This is a genomic window from Paraburkholderia sp. GW821-FHT02A12, from assembly GCF_059422005.1.
The window spans coordinates 1,979,460-1,999,874 of sequence record NZ_JBWKWA010000001.1; the positions used below are offsets into that span (position 1 = coordinate 1,979,460).

Annotated in this window: 15 protein-coding genes; 4 read left to right on the forward strand and 11 right to left on the reverse strand. The window is 64.0% G+C overall.

Annotated features, from left to right (window positions below; genetic code table 11):
* Positions 1-437 precede the first annotated feature (437 nt).
* From AC07WT_RS08875 to AC07WT_RS08890, 4 genes are all read left to right on the forward strand, one after another.
* Positions 438-1,307: a transposase gene (locus AC07WT_RS08875; RefSeq protein WP_494946780.1), complete on the forward strand. Its 870-nt coding sequence runs from the start codon at positions 438-440 to the stop codon at positions 1,305-1,307.
* Between the two features lie 40 nt (positions 1,308-1,347).
* On the forward strand, positions 1,348-1,512 hold the full coding sequence (locus AC07WT_RS08880; protein ID WP_494946781.1) for a hypothetical protein: 165 nt from the start codon (positions 1,348-1,350) through the stop codon (positions 1,510-1,512).
* 148 nt (positions 1,513-1,660) lie between these two features.
* On the forward strand, positions 1,661-3,217 hold the full coding sequence (locus AC07WT_RS08885) for a methyl-accepting chemotaxis protein (protein WP_494946782.1): 1,557 nt from the start codon (positions 1,661-1,663) through the stop codon (positions 3,215-3,217).
* Between the two features lie 167 nt (positions 3,218-3,384).
* Complete coding sequence (locus tag AC07WT_RS08890; protein WP_494948411.1) at positions 3,385-4,449, forward strand: lactonase family protein; 1,065 nt, start codon at positions 3,385-3,387, stop codon at positions 4,447-4,449.
* A 10-nt stretch (positions 4,450-4,459) separates the two neighbouring features.
* Here the strand turns inward: AC07WT_RS08890 and AC07WT_RS08895 are convergent, their stop codons facing one another.
* From AC07WT_RS08895 to cpaB, 11 genes are all read right to left on the reverse strand, one after another.
* A complete protein-coding gene (locus AC07WT_RS08895) occupies positions 4,460-9,898 on the reverse strand; it encodes an AAA family ATPase (RefSeq protein WP_494946783.1) in 5,439 nt (1,812 codons plus the stop codon).
* 523 nt (positions 9,899-10,421) lie between these two features.
* The gene (locus tag AC07WT_RS08900) at positions 10,422-11,399 is read right to left on the reverse strand and encodes a pilus assembly protein TadG-related protein (RefSeq protein ID WP_494948412.1); all 978 of its coding nucleotides are present in this window, start codon (positions 11,397-11,399) and stop codon (positions 10,422-10,424) included.
* A 184-nt stretch (positions 11,400-11,583) separates the two neighbouring features.
* Positions 11,584-12,012: a TadE/TadG family type IV pilus assembly protein gene (locus tag AC07WT_RS08905; RefSeq protein WP_494946784.1), complete on the reverse strand. Its 429-nt coding sequence runs from the start codon at positions 12,010-12,012 to the stop codon at positions 11,584-11,586.
* Positions 12,009-12,887, reverse strand: a complete 879-nt coding sequence (locus tag AC07WT_RS08910) for a tetratricopeptide repeat protein (protein ID WP_494946785.1) — start codon at positions 12,885-12,887, stop codon at positions 12,009-12,011. The genes AC07WT_RS08905 and AC07WT_RS08910 overlap by 4 nt, the downstream gene beginning before the upstream one ends.
* A complete protein-coding gene (locus tag AC07WT_RS08915) occupies positions 12,884-13,831 on the reverse strand; it encodes a type II secretion system F family protein (protein WP_492593401.1) in 948 nt (315 codons plus the stop codon). The genes AC07WT_RS08910 and AC07WT_RS08915 overlap by 4 nt, the downstream gene beginning before the upstream one ends.
* Entirely contained in the window at positions 13,828-14,817 is a 990-nt protein-coding gene (locus tag AC07WT_RS08920) for a type II secretion system F family protein (protein ID WP_494946786.1), read from the reverse strand. Before AC07WT_RS08920 ends, AC07WT_RS08915 begins: the two co-directional genes overlap by 4 nt.
* Positions 14,814-16,229 carry a TadA family conjugal transfer-associated ATPase gene (locus AC07WT_RS08925; RefSeq protein WP_494946787.1) on the reverse strand — a complete coding sequence of 472 codons (1,416 nt, stop codon included), beginning with the start codon at positions 16,227-16,229 and terminating at the stop codon, positions 14,814-14,816. The genes AC07WT_RS08920 and AC07WT_RS08925 overlap by 4 nt, the downstream gene beginning before the upstream one ends.
* The gene (locus AC07WT_RS08930; RefSeq protein WP_494946788.1) at positions 16,226-17,449 is read right to left on the reverse strand and encodes a CpaE/TadZ family protein; all 1,224 of its coding nucleotides are present in this window, start codon (positions 17,447-17,449) and stop codon (positions 16,226-16,228) included. The genes AC07WT_RS08925 and AC07WT_RS08930 overlap by 4 nt, the downstream gene beginning before the upstream one ends.
* Positions 17,450-17,464: 15 nt before the next feature.
* The gene (locus AC07WT_RS08935) at positions 17,465-17,845 is read right to left on the reverse strand and encodes a CpaD family pilus assembly lipoprotein (protein ID WP_494946789.1); all 381 of its coding nucleotides are present in this window, start codon (positions 17,843-17,845) and stop codon (positions 17,465-17,467) included.
* Between the two features lie 17 nt (positions 17,846-17,862).
* Entirely contained in the window at positions 17,863-19,167 is a 1,305-nt protein-coding gene (locus AC07WT_RS08940) for a type II and III secretion system protein family protein (RefSeq protein ID WP_494946790.1), read from the reverse strand.
* Between the two features lie 198 nt (positions 19,168-19,365).
* Entirely contained in the window at positions 19,366-20,406 is a 1,041-nt protein-coding gene (gene cpaB, locus AC07WT_RS08945; protein ID WP_494946791.1) for a Flp pilus assembly protein CpaB, read from the reverse strand.
* Between the last annotated feature and the right edge of the window lie 9 nt (positions 20,407-20,415).

Sequence of the window (20,415 nt, forward strand, 5' to 3'; positions counted from 1 at the left end):
CGTCGAGGCCCAGCGGCCGGCCGGTACGCTTACGGTGTTTTTCTTCCGTCACAACGATGGCAACTGGCAAGTGTTTCCGCCGGAGACGATTCGACCTGCTATGAGCCTTGACCGGCTTGCCGCCTGACGGCAGACGCATGTAGTCGAATGCGTTGGCCATCGCACCGGATCTTTCGCCTGTTCTCGACGTGCTCCGGGTCATGACATCGCCTTCGAAGTCTTCGAGCGCCTATCGCGCGCCGGGATCGACGCGCTGTGACACGCGCCGAACGAGTTGGATTTCCGAGCGGCCGGATTCGGACCGCGGACCGCGGACCGCGGACCGCCGCACCGTGCGTACCGACATACTGTGCAACCGAGGACATCACCCGGATCGGGAGTCATGAATCCGTGACTGTCCAGAGGCGTGGACCGGTCCAGTCTGCGTGGAGAAAGACATGTTTTTCGAAGAGCTAAGTGATGACGAATGGAACACGGTTGCCGATCTCGTACCCGATGAGCCGCTTGTTCGTCTGAACCGCCGCGGCAGGCCCCGAATCGAGCCGCGCGTCATCGCAAATGCAGTCCTGTGGATTCTGACAACCGGCGAATCATGGTCGAGGCTGCCGGGCCGTTATCCGTCCAGTCCCACATGCCGACGCCGCTTCGAGGAATGGCAACTGAGCGGTACGCTTGCCGAGATGATTCGACTGCTGTCGCAAACTGGAAGAGAATTTTCCTTCCTTTCAGAACATTCTTCGGCTGCCGCGAGACCCGCAGCTGGACCTGTTTCGCGGAGGCACACCGGCGATGATCAGGGTGGCGTGGTCTGGAGGAGTGCAGGGTCATGGCAGACGTCGAAGGGCGCAACGAACGGTTCGACGGCGGTCGATCCATTCGCTGAAATCAGCCGGCAGCTTCTGGGGCGAAGGGTCGATGCGCCCCTCAATGTCGAGTCGCGAGTGACGGCGGTGGCGCGGCCCTTGCCGCAAGCGTACCGCACGCGTAGCTTGCGGAAGGGGCTGTCGTCTTACAGCTCGCAGATTGCCGACCGGCGCGGCTACGTCATCTATGCGGCGGCAGAGCCGGGGCCGGGCGCAATGTTCCGCGCATGGGCGGAGATTGTGAAGGATGGCAAGCGCGTCGAACGTTCAGGACTCGTTGGCCCGCGTTTCGCAGACGTCGAAAGTGCGCAGCAGCACGCGCTTAACTGGGCACGCCGCTGGATCGACCGGCACGGTCTTTCAACCGCTACTGACTTGACGACACGGGAGCCTGACGCCGATGCCGCTCCACAGGAGCAGATCCTGAGCCTGGACCTGTCATAGCTTCGTCGTAGGGATTGCCGGGGATGCCGAAAGCTCACCCGTGATCGTTTCGATGCAGCAGGCCGGCTATGTCAACGGCAATCCGAATTTCGCACCGGGCCAGTCCGCGAAGATCACCCTCAACCAGGTCGACAGCAATTCGCCAAGCCAGTTGCGCGGTTACATCGAGGCGGCGGGCAGCAAGGCGGAACGCCTTGACCATTGACAGATCAGTGGTCTGATGTCCTACGTCAAACCGGCCGAAACGCTTATTCTGCTGAAGGTCAAAACGCTCGCTTAGCTTATTCTGCTAAAGAGATCCCGCCATCTGCCGTTAAACCCGTCATCGTACAACACGGGATTGAGAAAGCGGCATGCGAAACGTATCGGTTCGAAATAGTCTCCTGGCTGTCTTCCTGATCTTTGCCGCGATGATTTTGCTGGGCGGGGTGATCGGTATCACCACGCTCAGCCGCGCGAACAGCAATCTCGCGCGCATCCATCAGATTGCGACACAGGAAATTCTCGTCAACGACGGCTACAAGGATTCCACACGCACCCGCGCCGCGCTGACGCGAGCCTACTCGGCGCTGAAGGAGCGCAACGACGAGGCGATGCGAGACTCAGCGCTGAAAAGCGCCGAAACCACGCTGAACCGGGCGGCCATGGAAACGGACTCGTTTCGCGGCGCGCCCGTATTTCGTGATCAGGACGACGAGTTGAAGCGGCAGCTGATCGAATCGTCGGTCAATCTCGCGGCGATCCTGAAGAAAGCCGCCGATGCCCTGCGTGCCGGCGATACGAACGCCTACGCCGCGATCAACGATCGCGACATTACGGCGGCGGGCGCAGCGTATTCGGTGAAGGTCGAGAAATTCCAGAGCATGGCGAACACGCTGTCGAGCGACGCCATCGCGCAGGCCGATCGCGAATACACGTGGGTTGTCAGCCTGGTCGTTTTTGGGGGGGGCGGCGCGCTTGCGCTGATCGTCGCCACGCATTTCGCGCTGCGGCGCATCGTGACGGCTCCGCTAAAGGACGCCGCCGACCTGCTCGATCGAATCGCGGCGAACGATCTGACGGCGCGCATTCCCGAGGCGAGCGGCAATGAGATCGGTCAGCTATTTGCGGCGATGCAGCGGATGCAGCGTGGTTTGTCGCAGACCGTGGCGAACGTGCGCAATAGTTGCGAGGCGATTTACCGCGGGGCGCGGGAGATTGCCGCGGGCAATCTCGATCTGTCGAGCCGCACGGAACAGCAGTCCGCGGCGCTGGAAGAAACCGCGGCCAGCATGGAACAACTGACGTCGACCGTCAAACAGAATGCGGACAACGCACAGCAGGCTAGCAGACAGGCTTCGAACGCGGCGGATGTCGCGCAGGGTGGCGGCGAAGTCGTCGAGCGCGCCATCCAGACGATGAATGCGATCAGCCAGAGTTCTCGCAGGATCGCGGAGATCACGGGGATGATCGACAGTATCGCGTTTCAGACCAATATCCTCGCGTTGAACGCGGCGGTCGAGTCGGCTCGGGCGGGCGAGCAGGGACGCGGCTTCGCCGTGGTCGCAAGCGAGGTGCGCAGTCTCGCGTTGCGCAGCGCCGATGCCGCGCGCGAGATCAAGGCCTTGATCGGCGCATCGGCCGAGGATGTCGCGAACGGCAATAGTCTTGTCGGCCAGGCAGGGCAGTCGATGAAGGACATTGTCGGTGCGGTGCGCAGCGTGGCCACCATCATGAATGAAATCAAGGCGGCGACGATCGAGCAGAGCGCTGGCATCGAACAGGTTGGCCAGGCAGTGACCCAGATGGACCAGGTCACTCAGCAAAATGCAGCGCTCGTCGAACAAGCCGCCGCTGCCGCGAGCGCGCTCGAGCAGCAGGCGCAGTCAATGACGGATGCTGTGTCGGCATTTCGTCTCAGCAGTCAATAGGTGCTACGAATCATCGAAACATAGCGCTGGTCGAGCCTTCGTTTCTCAAGCAAACCACGATCGTCGTTCGAGGCGCCAATCGCGTGCGCCTACGTCAGGCGATTTCAATCATTTTTAAACGGAGTGTGAGCATGAACATTAAAAGCGTCCTGGGTGCAGGCGCAATCATGTTGGCTGGCGTTGCTGTGTCTTGCGCCTCGCAGGCCGCAACCTACGCATACGTATCGAATGCAGATAGCCAGGATATCTCGGTCTTCAGCCTCGACAAGTCGAATGGCTCGCTTGCTGCAGTAGAGACGGTGGCTGTCGCCGGAACGGTGATGCCGATGGCGTTTTCGCCCGACCATCTCCGGCTCTACGCCGGACTGCGCTCGAAGCCGTATCGCGTGGTGAGCTTTGCGGTCAATCCGCTCGACGGCCGGCTGATCGAACTCGGCAGGGCGCCGCTCGCAGAGAGCATGCCGTATGTCTCGACGGACGCGACCGGCCGCTACCTCTTTTCCGCGTCATACGGCGGCAACCTTCTGGCGGTGAACCGGATCGCCGCAGATGGCGTGGTCGGCGAAGTGCTGCAGACTGTGAGCACCGGCCCGATGGCGCACGCGATCCGGAGCGCCCCCGACAACCGCTACGTGTTCGCGTCGGTACTCGGCTCGGATGCCTGGCTGCGTCTGAAGTTCGACGCGTCGAACGGGCAGTTGACCGCCGACGCCGCGCCTGCGTATTCGTTACCGCCAAAATCGGGACCGCGCCACTTCGTGTTCTCGGCGGATCATCGCTTTACGTACCTGATCGATGAACTCGACGGCAAGCTTCACGTGCTCGCCTTCGATGGCTCCCGCGACACGGTCAAGCCGGTTCAGGCGGTCTCCATCCTGCCGCCCAATTTCTCGGGCGACAAGCCTTGGGGAGCGGATCTCCACCTGACGCCGGACGGGCGTTTCCTGTATGCATCGGAGCGCACATCGAGCACGCTCGCGGCTTACAAGGTCAGCGCGGCCTCGGGTGAGTTGACGCGCATCGGTACGTACCAGACCGAAAAACAACCGCGCGGATTCAATATCGATCCGTCGGGCAAGTACCTGCTGGCGGTGGGCCAGTTGTCGACGAACCTGAGCGCTTACCGCATCGACAGCAAGACAGGCGCGTTGAGTGCGATTGGGCAATATCCGGTAGGTAAGGGGGCGAACTGGGTCGAAATCGTCGAGTTTGAGGGAACAAACGCCAATTGAGGTTTGGCTTTCAGATCAACGCCTCGGGAAGACTTACCTTGATCGCGGTGCCGGTTCCCGGCGAACTGACAATGTCGATCTTCCCGCCCAGCATCAGAACGCGCTCTTCCATTCCCGCCAGTCCGAACGATTTTTTTCGGGTCGCCAGAGCATCGAATCCTTGACCGTCGTCGCGGACTTCCAGCAGACAGGCATCGGGCGTTCGTTCCAGCGTGATGATCACCTGGTTGGCCGCGGCGTGACGGGCGACATTGGTCAGCGCCTCCTGGACGAGGCGAAACAGCACGATAGCGCGGTCCTCGCTCACGACGATATTCTCGTCCTGCAAGCGGAGGCGACACACCGTGCGGCCATTGCGGTTGAACTCGGCAGCGAGCCACTCGAGCGCTGCCGCAATACCCGTGTCTAATGCGGCAGGGCGGAGCGATGCGATGACGCCCCTTACAACCTGCATGGTTTCGTCCGCCAGGGCAATCAGTGCCCGAGTCTGTTCGACCAGTTCCGGGCGGTCATTGCCAAACTGCATGCGTAATGCCGACGCCCTCATGCGAAGCGCGGTGAGGTGTTGTCCGAGTTCGTCGTGCATTTCCCGCGCAATGTGTTTGCGCTCTTCCTCGCGTGCCGTCTCGCGACGGGAGGTAAGTTCCCGCAGCATCTCGTAGGACTCGCGCAAGCGGTGCTCGGCTTCCTTGCGCTCGGTCAGATCGACCACGAAAGCGACGCCTTCCTTCCCGCTGGCGTCGAAAGCGGCCCTACCGACCATGACGGGCACACGGCTGCCGTCCTTCCTGATGTACTCCTTCTCGTCGGGCGGCGTACTCCCGGTCTGCCCGACCTGTGCCAAGGCGCGTTCGGTGCGTTCGCGCCATTCCGACGGCGTCAGATCCTTCCAGCGTACGCGACCTGAGACAAGATCCTCGCGCTCGTATCCCACCATGCGCAGAAATGCGTCATTGGCCTCAAGGATGTCGCCATCGGCATTCCACACGATGATTCCGATGATGTTGGCGTCGACGAGTCGCCGGATCCTGGCTTCACGTTCCGCGAGGTCGCGGTACAAACGGGTGTTATCGAGCGAGGTCGCCGCCTGGGAAGCGAGGAGCCGGAGCACCGCAATCCGGGCTGGCGCGAATGCACGGGTGATCAGATTGTTTTCGAGGTAGAGCGCGCCGATGAGCTTGGCTTGATTCATCAAGGGCAAGCAGAGAATTGAACGGGTACGATGCTGACGGATGTAAGGATCCGCGGCAAACGTAGGCTCGCCCGCGGCATCGTCGAGAATGACGCTCTCCCTCGTGCGCAGGACATGATAGAGCACGGACTCGGGCAGCACCGCCGCGCTCACCGGCACATCGCGCAACTGCACGCGAGGCGTGTCGCCTCCCGTCGTGGCTTCCGCTGCGATCCGTTGTTCGCCGCCGTCAGGAAGAATCAACAAACCGCGTTCGGCGCCGGCCTGTTCTATCGCCGTGCGCATGACCATATCGATCAGCCTGTCCAGGACGATCTCACCCGAGACGGCCTGCGACACCTTTATCACGGTAGCGAGGTCGAGGTGTTCGACCGGCGCCCCGATCGTACTGGTCGGCCCGGGGGCTCGCTCCTCCTCCCTGAGATACGGATACATCTCGTCGAGTTGCCGCACCTTGCCGTCGGCGCCCCAACGTCGGTAGCCTTGTCGGGCGTCCTGCAAATACACCCGGGCAATCTTCTCAAAACCGCGCACCGCGTAGAAGCGGGACGCGAGTTCGTTGGCAAGCGCTTCGTTGTGCACAAAGCCGTTTGCGCGTGCCGACCGGATGGCCTCTTCGTAGAGGCGCATCGCGTCACTATCGCGGCCCGCGAGGCGAGCCATCTCGGCACCGACCAACGCCGCGCGGTTCTCGAAATTCTCCGGACAGTTCGTCGCCCAGACCTGCAGTTGCCGGTGATGCGCAGCCACAGCGTCCAGATGCTGCGGTCGCTCCTCGGCTGGCGCGCGGTCGCAATGGGCGGCTCGGGCCAGCGCGCCGTAGAAGTGATATTCGCATTCCTCAAAATGCGACGATGAGGTCCATAGCAGCCGCTGTGCCGTCGATGCAGCGTCCATGGCCGCCGCATAGTCGCCGGCGATATAGCGCCCCTGTAATTTCCGGATCCAGTACCAGCACGCAGCGGTCGCCAGGGCCGGGTTGCTGGACAAACGGTGCTCGATATGAAGCTCGTTGAATCCACCGGCGTCAAAGCAACCGAATTTCAGTGTCATGCCGCGGAGCATCCGGATCAGCGCGAGTTGCGTGGTGATGTTATCAATGACCAGGCCGAATCGTGCCTTCCCGGAAAACGCCAGGCCCTGTTCGGCTTCGCGTTCCACCGCGGTCAACGGCTCGCCGGCAAAGAGCAGGTTCGAACTGATGTGGCAGCATGTATAGGCTGCAGACGGGAGGTCGCCGATCCGGTTCGCCGCTTCGAATGCGCGGTCCAGCAGCTCGCGGCTCACGCGCACGTGTTTCATCCAGCGCACGACGTAAAGCGCGAAGCAAAGATACGTCACCGCCTCGAAGCGTTTGAGCCCGCGTTGTTCGACCAGTTCGTAGCCGAGCTGGCCGAACCGGAATCCGGCCTGATAGTCGCCAAAACGCGGTCCGGCGATCCTGGCAAACATGACATAGGCGAAACATGAAGCATCGCAGTTGCCATGCTCAAGGCTGAGACTGACCGCTTTGCATATCGTCAGGGAAGCCAGGTTGGCATCGGTAAACCACGCCGGCCTCAAGAGCTTACTCAGAACATCGGCGGTCGCGAGGGACGCCGGGTCCTCCATTAGCGGCAAATCGATGAGATCCTCAATTGCCCGGCCTGCAAGCTGTGACCGGATGCGCTCGTATTCCCGTTGCACATCCTCCTCGTTCGGATGGGCCGACCACTCAATACCGACGCGCCGGAGGTGGTCGAGACAAACACCGACCGCGTGCCCACTCTGGTCGAGGGTCAGGTAGACATCCATTTGCAGGCACGCGACGAGAGCTTGTTCGACCGTTGTCGTCGCGCGGTACGACAGCCTTGCCAATCGCTCCTCCGCGACCGATAACCGGCCGGTCAAAAATTCGCATTCGGCCCGATTCAACGCCAGCGTGAAGATCAGTTCATGCCTGCGTTCCCAGCAATCGTCTTTCAGGAGTTCCGCACCGGTGATCAAATAGGTGAGGGCCGACGCATAGGCTGTCGACGCTTTGGCGCGCTGGCCGGCGAGCAGATTGAACTCGGCCAGCTGCTCCTGTTCCTCTCGTGAGGTCACCAGCCCTGCGCCACGGTTGAGTTGATTGACGATCTCGAATATCGCCTCCTCCCGTTTTCCGGGGGACGCCTGCGCCGCGAGCAGCCGCCCGATACGCAGATGAGCCTCGGCGCGCGAGGATTCCGGGATCAGTGAATAGGCGGCCTCCTGCACCCGGTCGTGCACAAATTTATAGGAACCGTCGAGGTGCTCGACCAGTTCCTGGTGGACTGCCGGCCGCAGCAACGCCCGGACCTGCTGCTTCGAGTTCCCCAAAACATTCGACAGCATCGCGATCGCGGCGGTGTTGCCGAGGCAGGCGAGCTGTTGCAACGCCCGCTGCGTTTCGATGGGCAGGCGGACCAGCTTCGCGACCATCAGGTCGGCCACGTTGTCGGTGTAACCCTTGCTATGAATGTGGGGCAGATCCCAGGACCAGCAGGCCGTGTCATGATCGAAGGTGAGTAAATCCTCGTCAGCGAGCGCGTGCAGAAACTGAATGACGAAGAACGGATTGCCCGCGGTTTTTTCATGCACGAGCTGCGCGAGCGGCGCGGCGCGTTTCGGCTCGCTGCGAAGCGTCTCTCCAATCAATTGCTCCACGTGCTCACGGGCGAGAGGCGCCAGGGCGATTTCATCGAGCCTGGCGCCCGCGTTCCTGACGGCCTGAAGCTTGCGCATCAGCGGATGTGCAGCATCGACCTCGTTGTTGCGATAGGCGCCGATTAGCATCAGGTGTTGCAGATCGGAGCGGGTAAGGAGGTCCTCCAGCAGGTCGAGCGTCGCGGCGTCGAGCCATTGCAGATCGTCGAGAAACAGCGCCAGCGGGTGTTCCGGTCGGGCAAAGACACCCATGAAGCGCCGGAAGACGAGCTGGAAACGGCGTTGTGCCTGATGCGGCTCAAGTTCCGGGACCGGCGGCTGATCACCAATGATGAGCTTCAGTTCGGGGATCAGATCGGTCATGAGCCGCGCATTCGGCGCCAGTGTCTCCATCAATGCGTCGCGCCAGATCGCCAGCTCCATGTCGCGCTTGCCGAGAAGCGGCCGCACCAGGCCTTGAAAAGCCTGCACCAGTGTCGAATAGGGTATGTCGCGTTTGTACTGATCGAACTTGCCCGAGGCGAAGAGTCCCCTCGGCGGCACCAGCACCTTGTGTAGTTCGTTGACGACCGCGGATTTGCCGATGCCGGAATAGCCGGAAACCAGCACCAGTTCCGGCGTGCCGCTCCTGACGACACGGTCGAATGCAGCGACCAAAGCCTCGACCTCGCGCTCCCGCCCGTAGAGCTTCTCGGGGATAAGCAGCCGGTCGGGCGTGTCGTGTTCACCCAGCAGGAAGGCATCGATGCGGCGCTGACGCTGCCATTCGGCCAGGGAGTGCCGCAGATCCCGCTCGACGCCGGCCGCGGTCTGATAGCGCTCCTCGGGGGTCTTGGCGAGCAGCTTCATGACGAGTCCCGAGAGGGCAGGCGGGACCGTCTCGACCCGCGCGCTGGGCGGCATCGGCTTTCGGGCGACATGGCAGTGCACCCATTCCATGGGGTCGGCGGCCGTGAACGGCAGCGCACCGGTGAGCATCTGATAGAGCGCGACGCCGAATGCATAGAGGTCGCTGCGCGAATCGATCGAACGGTTCATCCGCCCGGTCTGCTCGGGCGCCATGTAGGCGAGCGTGCCGGCGATTGTTTCGGGCGGCTCGGGCGGCTGCCGTTCGCGCGGCAGCCGCGAGGCGATGCCGAAGCCGGTGAGCCGCACCTGGCCGTCCGCGCAGTTCACCAAAATATGAGCGGGCTTGAGGTCCTTATGGACGAGGCCACACTGGTGGAGCTGGCCCAGCGCCGCGGTGATGCCCACGGCGAGGCGCAACACGCTGCCCACCTCCATGGGTGCGCCGATCAGCCGCTCGAGCGGCTCGCCGCCCGGATCCTCGAGCACCAGCACGGTCCGGCCGTCTGCGGCGTGCACCAGCTCCATAGGCCGCACCGCCCACGCGCCATTGAGGTGGGCCTTCAGAGCGAATTCGTGAGCGAGGCGATCGAGGCTGGTGGGTGAGGGATGTTCGGCGCTTGCCCGCGCAAGCAGCACGCTGTCGCTGCGGCCCGGGGGCCGCGCTCGACAGAAGACGCGCTCGCCATCTTCCCACAGGATCTGGAGGTTGCTAGCTGCGTCGGAACCGTGTGTAGCGTTCATCTGCCGTACTTCGCCATCAGGCTTCTGCTCGTCATTGGTTAAGAGGGGGCGCCCCCATTCATCTGCCTCGACTGCGCCGGGTGTGCATGAAATGCAAATGACAAGGCGGCATCTGCGCAGTCGGCAACGCGTACAGCAGCGGGCATCGTTGTCACGATACACCTCGACGACCGCGACGAAATAGTGACCTCCCCGGAGCGCCCGAGGTGAGCGCCTGCACGCGCCAGTCTGACTGTGCCCTTCGCTCCGTGCTGCACCAGCGACACGGTACCGGCGAAAAGAGATTCGCGCAAAACGTATGATGAAAGACGGAGGATCGCGGACTGGCAACGCGCGTCCGGAGCCTCCTGCCGCGGCAACGAATGACCGTTGCAACGCTGGAAACATAGGACATGGCCGTTGCCTTCAGCCCAAATGTTGTAGCAGACGCCACCATCAATGTCAGCCCGGCGATATTGCTGAACACGTACCAGGTCTGCGCGTGCTGGTCGCGGACGCACGGTGAGCAGCGCGTGCCGTTTCGTCAAAGTGCCAGGCGGGGCGGCACATACGCTCCGTAATTGGGGCCGACGCCCGAAGACTGCGGGATGTCATAGCCGGTGAGGAAATGGCCCTTGATGTACTTGCCGCTGCCGCCCGCGACACCATCGATATAAAACGCTGCGAACGCGACGATAGGCTCATAGGCGCTGCTGTTGGGGATAGTGCTCACAATGGGAACGTAGACGACCGTGTTAATCGGAACGGAGTTGTAAATCGTGTCCTTGACGCCGGGCTGAATGTAGATGCTGTTGCCGATGCTGAGCGGTGCAGGGTTGCCGTTCGCGATCAGCCCGCGGATCGTCGGGACATCGTTCGCGACGCTCAAAAACGAGGTCCACTGGCCGGCCTCGCATGAGCCGCCGTAGGTCTGTCCGTTGCCGATATCGAATTCGTATGCCGTGCCGGTCGACGGATCGATTTTCGGTTGATTGGTGCTCGAATTCCAATACGTGTTGTACACGCATTGACCGAGCGCGACCGGGAAGAGGCCACCTGCGACGGTGCCGGGCGCCGCGGCGACGGCGATCGCGGTGGCAGTGCCGTTCGTGCTGGCCAGTCCGAGCAATGAACCGAACGTCAGGCTGATCGCGCCGCCGTTCTGGTTCGCGCTGCGCGTCACCGTGACTTGCACCGCGGCGGCGTCGTAGGTGCCGCGCGTAATCGTCGTTGCCTGCAAGGTCGACGGCGAGCCCGCCAGGTTCCAGTAACCCGTTGTCACGGTTGCGCTCGACAGTTTCGTATTGTCCGATGCGTTGAGCGCGATCGCGGAGGTCGCCGCCGTCGACCCCGCGGCCCAGCCGGGCGTGCCGGAGCCTTTTGCGACGAGCCCCGAGGCGCCGGCAAGCGCCGCTGCGTCCGCGGCATTCTGCAACTCGTTGCGCACCACGCTCACACGCGCAAGGTTGATCGCAAACGCGCCGAACATCAGCAGCGGGATCAGGAAAGCGACGAAGAACAGGACAACCGATCCTCGCTGCCGCGGGCGCGACGGCGATGCGTGTCGGCCTCGCGTGCGCGAGCGCCGGCCGACGGCGGCGACGGCGGCGAGGGCAGCCGAGGCGGGCGAGGCAGATGACGGGGATGACGCCGCTGCGGCGGCTGCGCAAGGGCTCGAGCGGGATACGCGTGCGCACATGGTCCGATCACTCGTAGTTCATCACGGTGACGGCCTTGATCGTGACAGGCCCCGTGAGTGCGCTGAATATCGTGCCGAGCACGAACCCTTGATACGTGTACGTGACCGTTACCGTCAAAGGCGAGCCCGACGTTTGACTGACCCAGGTGGCGGCCGCGGTCGCGGCGGTCGCCGTCCCGCCCGTCACCAGGTTGTTCCGCGTATAGTTCAGCGCGACGGCCTGGATCTGCGTGCTGCTCCACGGCGTGGCACGCAGCACGACACCCGCGCGCGCCGCTTCCCGGCTCGCATTCGTGATTACGGCCTTGTCGCACAGGATCATGCTCACATCGATGATGCCGAACAGCACCATCATCAGGAAAGGAAGCATGAGCACGAACTCGAGCGCGGCAATGCCTCCTTCATCACGCAGCAATGAAGGGCAGGGCGCTTTCATTTCTGGCTCTCCGCGTCATGCGGCATTTCGTCCGCGGGCAGCGCGCCAAGACGAGCCGCGCCGAGACGAGCCGCGGACGGATCGCCGCCCGAGGCGCCGAATCTTGCTCGAAGGATTTGATAGAACCGCAGGTTGTCTTCGACCGATGCGGGGGGCAGGTCGGCCTGCAAGATCTGTTTCGCCGCGTTCGTGTTGCCGAGCAGCGCATACGCGAGCGCGAGGTTCTGGCGCGCTTGCGGCGGGGCGTTGGCGAGGCCCGCGATGTCGAGCAGCACGTTTGCACCTTCCCGTGGCTTGTTGGCGAGGATCAGCGACAGGCCGAGGTTCGCCGTCAGGCCCTGCGCTTCGGGATGCACGCGCAGCGCGGCGCGGTAGACGGTTTGCGCTTCATCGTGATGGCCTTGCAGATCGAGCGCCGTGCCAAGGCCCTCGGCTGCGACCGGGTTGTCCGGATGTTCGGCGACGAGCGCACGGTAAAGCGCCGCGGCATCGTCGAGCCGACGCTGCCGCAATGCGACCCGAGCCAGGCCGAGTTTCGGCCCCGGATTGGCCGGTGCGGCGCTCGCCGCACGCGCATAGAGCACGCGTGCGCGTTCGAGGTCGCCCGCCTGGTACAGCGTGTCGGCCAATCCAAGCTGGGCTTCGAGCGAGTTCGGCTCGGCCTGCAAAGCCTTTTCGTACAAGCTCGACGCGAGTTCGGTGCTGCCCGAGGCGAGCGCGCTATCGGCAAGGCGCAGGTCGCTCACGGCACCGACGTTACGCTGCATCGAGACAGGCCGCGGATTGAAGCTGCCTTCGCTTGCACATCCTGCAAGAAGGGCGGCGGCGACCACTGACGCGATGGCGAGCAGGCACGAGGCAATAACGTTCTTCATTTGAACACCGCAAGGAGGCGAATGACGGCGGGGCCGGCCGAAATCAGGCCCACCGTCGGCAACACGAACAACATCATCGGCAAGGTCATCTTTGGGGCGAGCTTCGCGGCCTTTTCTTCGAGGGCGAATATTTGCGCGGAGCGTTCGGCGCGAGAGAGCATGCGCAGCGACTGCGTGATCGGCGTGCCGTATTGCTGCGATTGAATCAGCGTCGTCACGAGTCCGCGCACCGACGCCAGGCCGATGCGGCCCGCCATGTTGCGCAGCGCGGTGGCGCTGTCGCTGCCGATTTGCAACTCGTCGGCCGTCACCGAGAACTCGTCCGCGAGCGGCAGGCAGATCGGCTTCAGTTCGTGCGCGACGCGCTTGATCGCGACGACGAGGCTATTGCCGGCATTCGTGCAGATGACGAGCAGGTCGAGCGCATCCGGCAGGCACGACGCGATGGCCCGTTGCCTGCGCCGGATCAGGAATCCGAGCACGTACTCCGGCGCGATCATGCCGACGATGAACGCCGCGGCCATCATCAGGACGCGAAACACGAAGTATTCGCCGAGGTGAGGCACGTGCGAGCCGAGCACGATCGCGACGAGCGCGAGCAGGGCGCCGACGACGATTTTCAGGCCCACCATGCCCGCCGCCGCGCGCCGGTCGCGAAAGCCGGCACTGGCGAGCTGCCGCGCGAGCGTCTCGCGCTGGAACGCATCGATGAGCGGCACGCGTTCGCCGATTAGCGCGACCCGCCGCGCCATCCGTTGCCGCATGTTCGCGAGCGCATGCTCGTCGGCGGCCGAGTCGGCGGCTCCACGCGCGGTGGCTTGCCGCACGCGTTGCGCAATACGATGGCGCTTACCGCCCGTGCGAAGCAGAATCAATACGACGGCGCCGATCAGGACGATCAGCAACGCGAGATTGGTGACAGTACCGGCATCTAGTGTGTTCATCGCGAGGTATCCAGTTGCGACATCTTCCGCACCATCCACAGCCCGATCGTCAGCAGCACCGCGGCGAGCGTCATGATCTTGTGCCCGGCGCGCGTATTGAACAGCAGCTCGATGTACGGCCGGTTGACGATATACAACATGCCTGTGATCCCGAACGGCACGGCCGAAATGATGTTGGTCGCGAGCCGCCCTTCGGCGGTCAGCGCCTTCGTTTTCAAACGGATGTCGCGCCGGCTGCGGATGATCCCCGCGAGGTTCTCAAGCGTCTCGGCCAGATTGCCGCCGGTCTCGCGCTGCAGCAGCAAGCAGACGGCGAAGAATGAAAAGTCGGCGATCTGCAGCCGCTTCACCGCTTGATCCAGCACCTCGTCCAGATCGGCGCCAAGGCGCAGGGCGTCGCCCATCGTGCGAAACGTGGCGCGCACTGGCTCGTCGGCCTCGCGGCCCGCGGTGCTGATCGCCTGCACGACCGGAATGCCTGCCCGCACCGCGCGGATGATCAGATCGAGCGTGTCCGGAAAGACCGTCAGGAAGCGCGTGCGAAACCGTTCGATCAGGAAACCATAGGTGGCTCGCACGGCGAACAACGGCAGGCCGACGATCAGCAACGGACGCGTCCAGACGGGAGGCGAGCCTAGCCTGATGCCCACAAGCGCGGCGATGACGATGGCGATCGCGATCACCGCAATCAGACGGATACCGCCGGCGCCGCTGACCGAGCGCACGCGTTCGACGTGCTTTTGCCACCACGCGAGCAGCCCGCCGTCGCCCCGGGGGGCGCGTTGCCGGCTAAAAAGCTCCTCCTGCTCCGGTGTTTTAGGGCCGGCTTTGCGCTGGCGAGCCACGACGGTCGCCAGTTCATCGATCCGGCTGCGGATGCGCTGCGCCGGCCGGCGTCGCGCCATGTCGCGCAGCGACGCGACCATCATGCCCGCAATCAGGATCGCGAAAAACGCGCCGGCGGCGACGACATCGGCGGGCGTCATGGCCGCATCGCCTCGATCAGTTGCTCTTCTAGCCCGTAGTACGCGGCCCGTGCCGTGAACGCAGGGCGCAGCGACGACGACTCGTACACGCCGCGCACTTCGTCCTGGTACGCGCTCGTATCGAAGCGGAACGTGAAGAGGTCTTGAGTGATGACGACGTCGCCTTCCATGCCGGCGATCTCAGTGATGCGTGTCACACGGCGCATGCCGTCGCGCATCCGCTCGATCTGCAGGATCAGGTGCACCGCGCTCGCGATTTGCCGGCGGATCGACAGCAGCGGCAAATTGCCGTTCGCCATCATCACCATGCTCTCGAGGCGGGTGATTGCGTCGCGCGGGGTATTCGCGTGGATCGTCGTCATCGAGCCGTCGTGCCCGGTGTTCATCGCCTGCAGGACGTCGAACGCCTCAGGCCCGCGGGTTTCGCCAAGGATGATGCGGTCGGGACGCATCCGCAGCGCATTGCGCACGAGGTCGCGCTGCGAGACGGCGCCGAGTCCTTCGGCATTTTCCGGGCGCGTCTCGAGGCTCACGACATGCGGTTGCTGCAATTGCAATTCGGCCGCGTCTTCGATGGTGACGATCCGCTCATGCTCGTCGATGTGATGCGACAGCGCGTTGAGCAACGTCGTCTTGCCGGAACCCGTGCCGCCGGAGATCACGACGTTGAGCCGGCACGCACCGGCGATCTTCAGCACGCGCATCATCGCGGGCGACAGATTGCCCTGCTGCGCCATGCGGGCCAGGGTGATGTTGCGCTTGGAAAACTTGCGGATCGAAATCGACGCGCCGCGAATCGCGATCGGCGGCAGTACGACGTTGACCCGGCTGCCGTCGGCCAGGCGCGCATCGACCATCGGGCTGCTTTCGTCGACGCGGCGCCCGATCGCCGCGGCGATGCGCTGCGCGACGTTGATCACGTGTGCGTTGTCGCGGAACTTGAGCGGTGTCAGTTCCAGCCGGCCGTGCCGTTCCGCATAGACCTGGTCCGGGCCGTTGACGAGGATGTCGGTCACCGCTTCGTCGGCGAGCAACGGCTCGATCGGGCCGACGCCGAACATGTCGTTCAGTATCTCGCCCACGATCAGCGTCTGCTCGGCCATCGTCACGTTGAGCCGGTCGCGCGCGACCACCTCGGTCGCGATCTGCTCGATGCCCGCGCGCACCTGATCGCGCGACATCATCAATGCGGCCGACATGTTCATCGAAGCGAATACGACGGTGCGGATCGTCTTGAAGGTGGCCGAGCGGATCAGCGCTTCATGCCGGTCGATCGGAACGGCCGCGCGCACAGGCGCCGCAGCGGGCGTCGGCGGGCCCGCGTCCGTTCCCGTGTCCGCTCTTGCGTCCATTCCGCTATCGGCAACAGGCGACATGACCGCTGTGTGTTTCCTTTTGCCGAACGTCGTCATGCCCGGCTCCTGTTCCCGACGAGGCGCGCATACCAGGGCTGCTTCGGCGGTGCGCTCTCCGATCGGCCGGTCAACGTGTTCGCCAGGTCGACGATGGCCGAGGCAAAAGGCGTCGGCTTGCCGGCCGCGATCGGTTCGCCGAGATTCTCGGCCGCCGCGAGCGTTTTCGGCTCGTAGGGCAGCTCGTGCATCGACGCACGGCCGAGCGCGCGCTGGAAATCGGCTGGATCGACGCGGCCCGCAACGGGTTCGTGCGGGTTGTTCAGCAGCAGCGAGATCGTCGGGTTGCTGTCGCGGTCTTCGATGAACCGGAGCAGCCGCGCTGTCTCGCGGGCGGCATGGACGGATCGGTCCGACGTGATATAGACGGATGAGGATGCGTCGAGTGCCTCTTCGGCGATATTGCCGGTGAGGCCGGACAGGTCGAGCATCACGTAATGGAATTGCCGTTTGAGCGTATTGATCAACTCGGAGAGCGCGCCGGGACGACGCGCGAAATCGTCGCCGTAGGGCAGTTCGGACGAGAGTACTCGCAGGTGATTGCTCTTCTGGACAAGCATCCGGTTGATCAGCTGCGCATCGACGCGCTGTGCGTTTTGCAGCAGTTCGGTCAACCCGTTGTTGGTGGTGAGCCCCAGCATCGAATTGGCGGCCCCGCCGTGAACATTCAGGTCGACATATGCGATGTGCCGATGGGTCACGTCGGCCAGGTGGCGCGCGAGCGACACCGCGACGGTGGTTGTGCCGACGCCCCCGCGTGCGCCGACAAAACTGACGGCCCGGCCGGCGCGCACGGCGGCGCCCGGGTCGCGTGCCGCCAGCGCGCGCTGCAGGAGGCCGACCGACAACGGCTTGAAAAGATAGTCCTGGACACCGGCGCCGAGCAGGCTGCGATACAGGTCCACGTCATTGCGGTCTCCGACCACCACTACGGCGACCGATGGCTCGCAGACGTCGGAAAGGCGCGCGAGATCGCTGAGCGGCATCGCGGACCCCGACAGATCAACGATCAGTTGCCTGGGTGAACGATCGAGCTTTCGCAGCAGTTCGATCGCGTCGTCGATCGTTCCCCTCTGCACGCATGCGTTGGCGATCGACTGATCGACAATCAGGCTCTTCACCGCGGTTTCGCTGTCGCGATCGGATACGACGGCCAGCAGATCCTCGGCGTTGATTGCGCTGCTGCTCTTGAGCTGACGGAGTAATTCGAGGGTGCTCATTGAAATGCTCCGCGATCAATGCATCACGTTGGTGGTCGTCGAGTTCACATTGAGCGGCGTCGCGCGCCCCTCGTCGTAACGGCGCACCGCGCTTGCGCCGAGCGCCGCGTCGGCGCCTGCGTAAGGAATCGGCTGGACGAGGTCGGCGGGGCGCGCGAGCATGATCGCCAGATTGGTGTACGTGGCGCAGCCGAACGCGACACCGGGACGCCCAAAGCCCGCGTCGACCAGATGCGACGGCTGTTCGAGTTTCGCGCAATCGGGCGGCACCGCGCGCGTGCCGTCGAACCCGACCACCGACGCGTCAGGCATGCCGAGCGGCGGAGGCGCCGACATGCAGCCCGAGAGCGCGGCAAGCAGGGTGAGGAGGGTGAGGGCGGATAGGCGCGCAAACATGGCATGACTCCATCGGTTCAGTAGACGAAGCCCGCCGCGCCGACAAGGCGCGGGGCGTCGCTGGACAGCGGATCGATCCCGAGCGAACGCTGCAGCACGTATTCGACGTCGCTGCTTGGATGCGTGACGCTGTCGAGCGGCTGCCGCAGTTGCCCGGGATCGGCGGGCTGCACGATATAAGGCGTGACGATGACGACGACTTCCGTCTTGTTGTTCTGGTAGTTCTTCGACGAGAACAGCTTGCCGAGTATCGGCAGTCTGCCGAGGCCGGGAAACTGCGCGAGGATGTCGGTCGTCTTGCTTTGGAGCAGACCGCCGATCGCAAAGCTTTGCCCGCTCGACAACTCGACGGTGGTCTCCACGCGGCGCACGGTCAGCGCGGGAATCTTGATGCTGTCGAGCGTCACCGAGTTGGTCAAGTCGATCTCGCTGACTTCCGGACGCACCTTGAGGCTGATCCGGTTGTCGGCCAGCACGGTGGGCGTGAAGTCGAGCGACACGCCGTAAGGCTTGAACGCGACCGTGATGGCGCCCGTCGTGTCTTGCGCGACAGGGACCGGGAACTCGCCGCCTGCAAGGAAGCTCGCGGTCTGGCCGGACATCGCAGTCAGATTCGGCTCGGAGAGTGTCGTGATGAGACCCTCCTGATCGAGCGCATCGAGCACCGCCTCGACGTTGACGTGTGCTGTATGAAAACCCGCGACCGTCGAGAACGCGCCGGTCGACGACAGGAGGAAGTTGCCCGCCGTGTTGAACAACTGGCGGCCGTTGAAGAGCCCGCCGACAAAGTTGCCGACCGAGCCGAGCGAACCCCAGTTGATGCCGAGCTCCTGCGTGATGTTTCGATCGACTTCGGTAATCCGTACGTGCAGACTGACCTGAATCGGATGATTCAAGGTGAGCCGGTTGACGAGCGTTTCCTTGTCGCGCAGGTAAGGTGTGAGCGATTGCGCGACCGCGTCGGCATCCGCCGCGCCCGGCACGCGGCCGGCAATCATCATCGAGCCGGGTGCGCTGGTGAGCGTCAGGTGCAATTGCGGGAAGCGCGCGTCGAGCATGCGCTGCACCGACTGCGTATCGACGCTGACTGCAATGGTTTCGCGCAGGATCGTCCGATTGTTCGCGCCGAGCGCAAAGAGCGTCGTCGTTCCCGCTTTCTTGCCGAGCACGAATACGGTTTGAGGCGTCGGCACATGCACGTCGGCGACTTCCGGGTCCGCCACGAATACCGCGACGGCCGGCTCCGACAGCTTCACCATCTCGCCTTTACCCGCCGGCACGACCAGCGTCGGACCCGGGTCCGCAGCGGATGCGCGGTTCACGTTTGCGACGAAGCCGCACGCGATTGCTGCGCACGCGACGACCGTCGATGTAAATCGACGCCGCGAGCGAAGGACTGAGCAAACAAAATACGACATGGACGTTCCTGTCTGAAACCTGGTCACGTACCGATGCAGGCGATGCACCGTGGCACGCGTACTGCTTCTTTCGACCGTTGCGACACCGTTGCGCCCGTCCCGCTACCGTGCGAGCGGCTGCGCGCCGGTCCCGGTTTGCGCGGCTTCGAGCGGCTGCGCCGGCACAGGCGTGGACGCTTGCGACGGCTGTCCGCCGGGCGGCAGAGGCGGCAGTCCCGGCATACCCGTTGCGCCGCCGACCGACGCGCCGCCTGACGCCTCGCTCGACTGCGATCCGCGATAGACGATCACGGAAGGGGCGGCCGAACGCCCATTTGCGGTGCCGCGCTTCGCATTCATGTCCGCCGCACGCAATGCGCGCGACACGTCGCCGCCCCATACCGGAGGCGTTTGCGGCTCCGTGGTGGCGGCGGCGGGCGGCTCGCGACGGTCCTGGGTCGCGAAGCTGCGCAACGCGAGCGATAGCGTGCCGAGGTGTGTCGCAACCGCGATCACCTGGGCGGTGCGCGGCGTCACCTCGAACGTGACCGTGCGTGCGCGCGTATCGGCTTGCGCGGCATTGTCCTTCGGGCGCTGAAACGCGGAGCCGACCGCGAGCACGCGCACTCGATTGACCACCGTCTCCGATTCGACTCCCCGGCCGGCCTCGGGCGTGTCTTTCGCAGAATCGCCGAGGGTTTGCGTGAGCAGCACGTCGACATAGTCGCCGGGCTGAATCAGCCCTGCATTGCCTGATACTTCGTCGATCGCAACCGAGATCGCGCGCATGTCGGGCTTGAGGGCGGCAGCGAGAAAGCCCGGCGCGTTAGGCGAGATGACATCGGCGGACCCGAGCGGCGTGCCGGCGCGTACCGCGTGGCGCAGCAGGTCGCCCTTGAGGTCGTTGTCCGCGCCGTCGCCGGCCGCTTGCCCTTCGACGAGCACGCCAGCCGGAGCTTGTCCACGCGGCACGCTTTTCCATGCGAGGTCGCTGTCGCGAAGCAGCAGACCGTCGGGCAGATCCGCGGCAGCGACGCGAATGCGGTCCATCCCGTGCGAACTGGTCGCAGCCGGATGCGACGCCGCGACGAAGAGGGTGCGCAGAATGAGTGCGCCAATGATGGCGACGACGATCAGGCCGGCGAATTTGATGATTCTGGGCATGGCGACGAG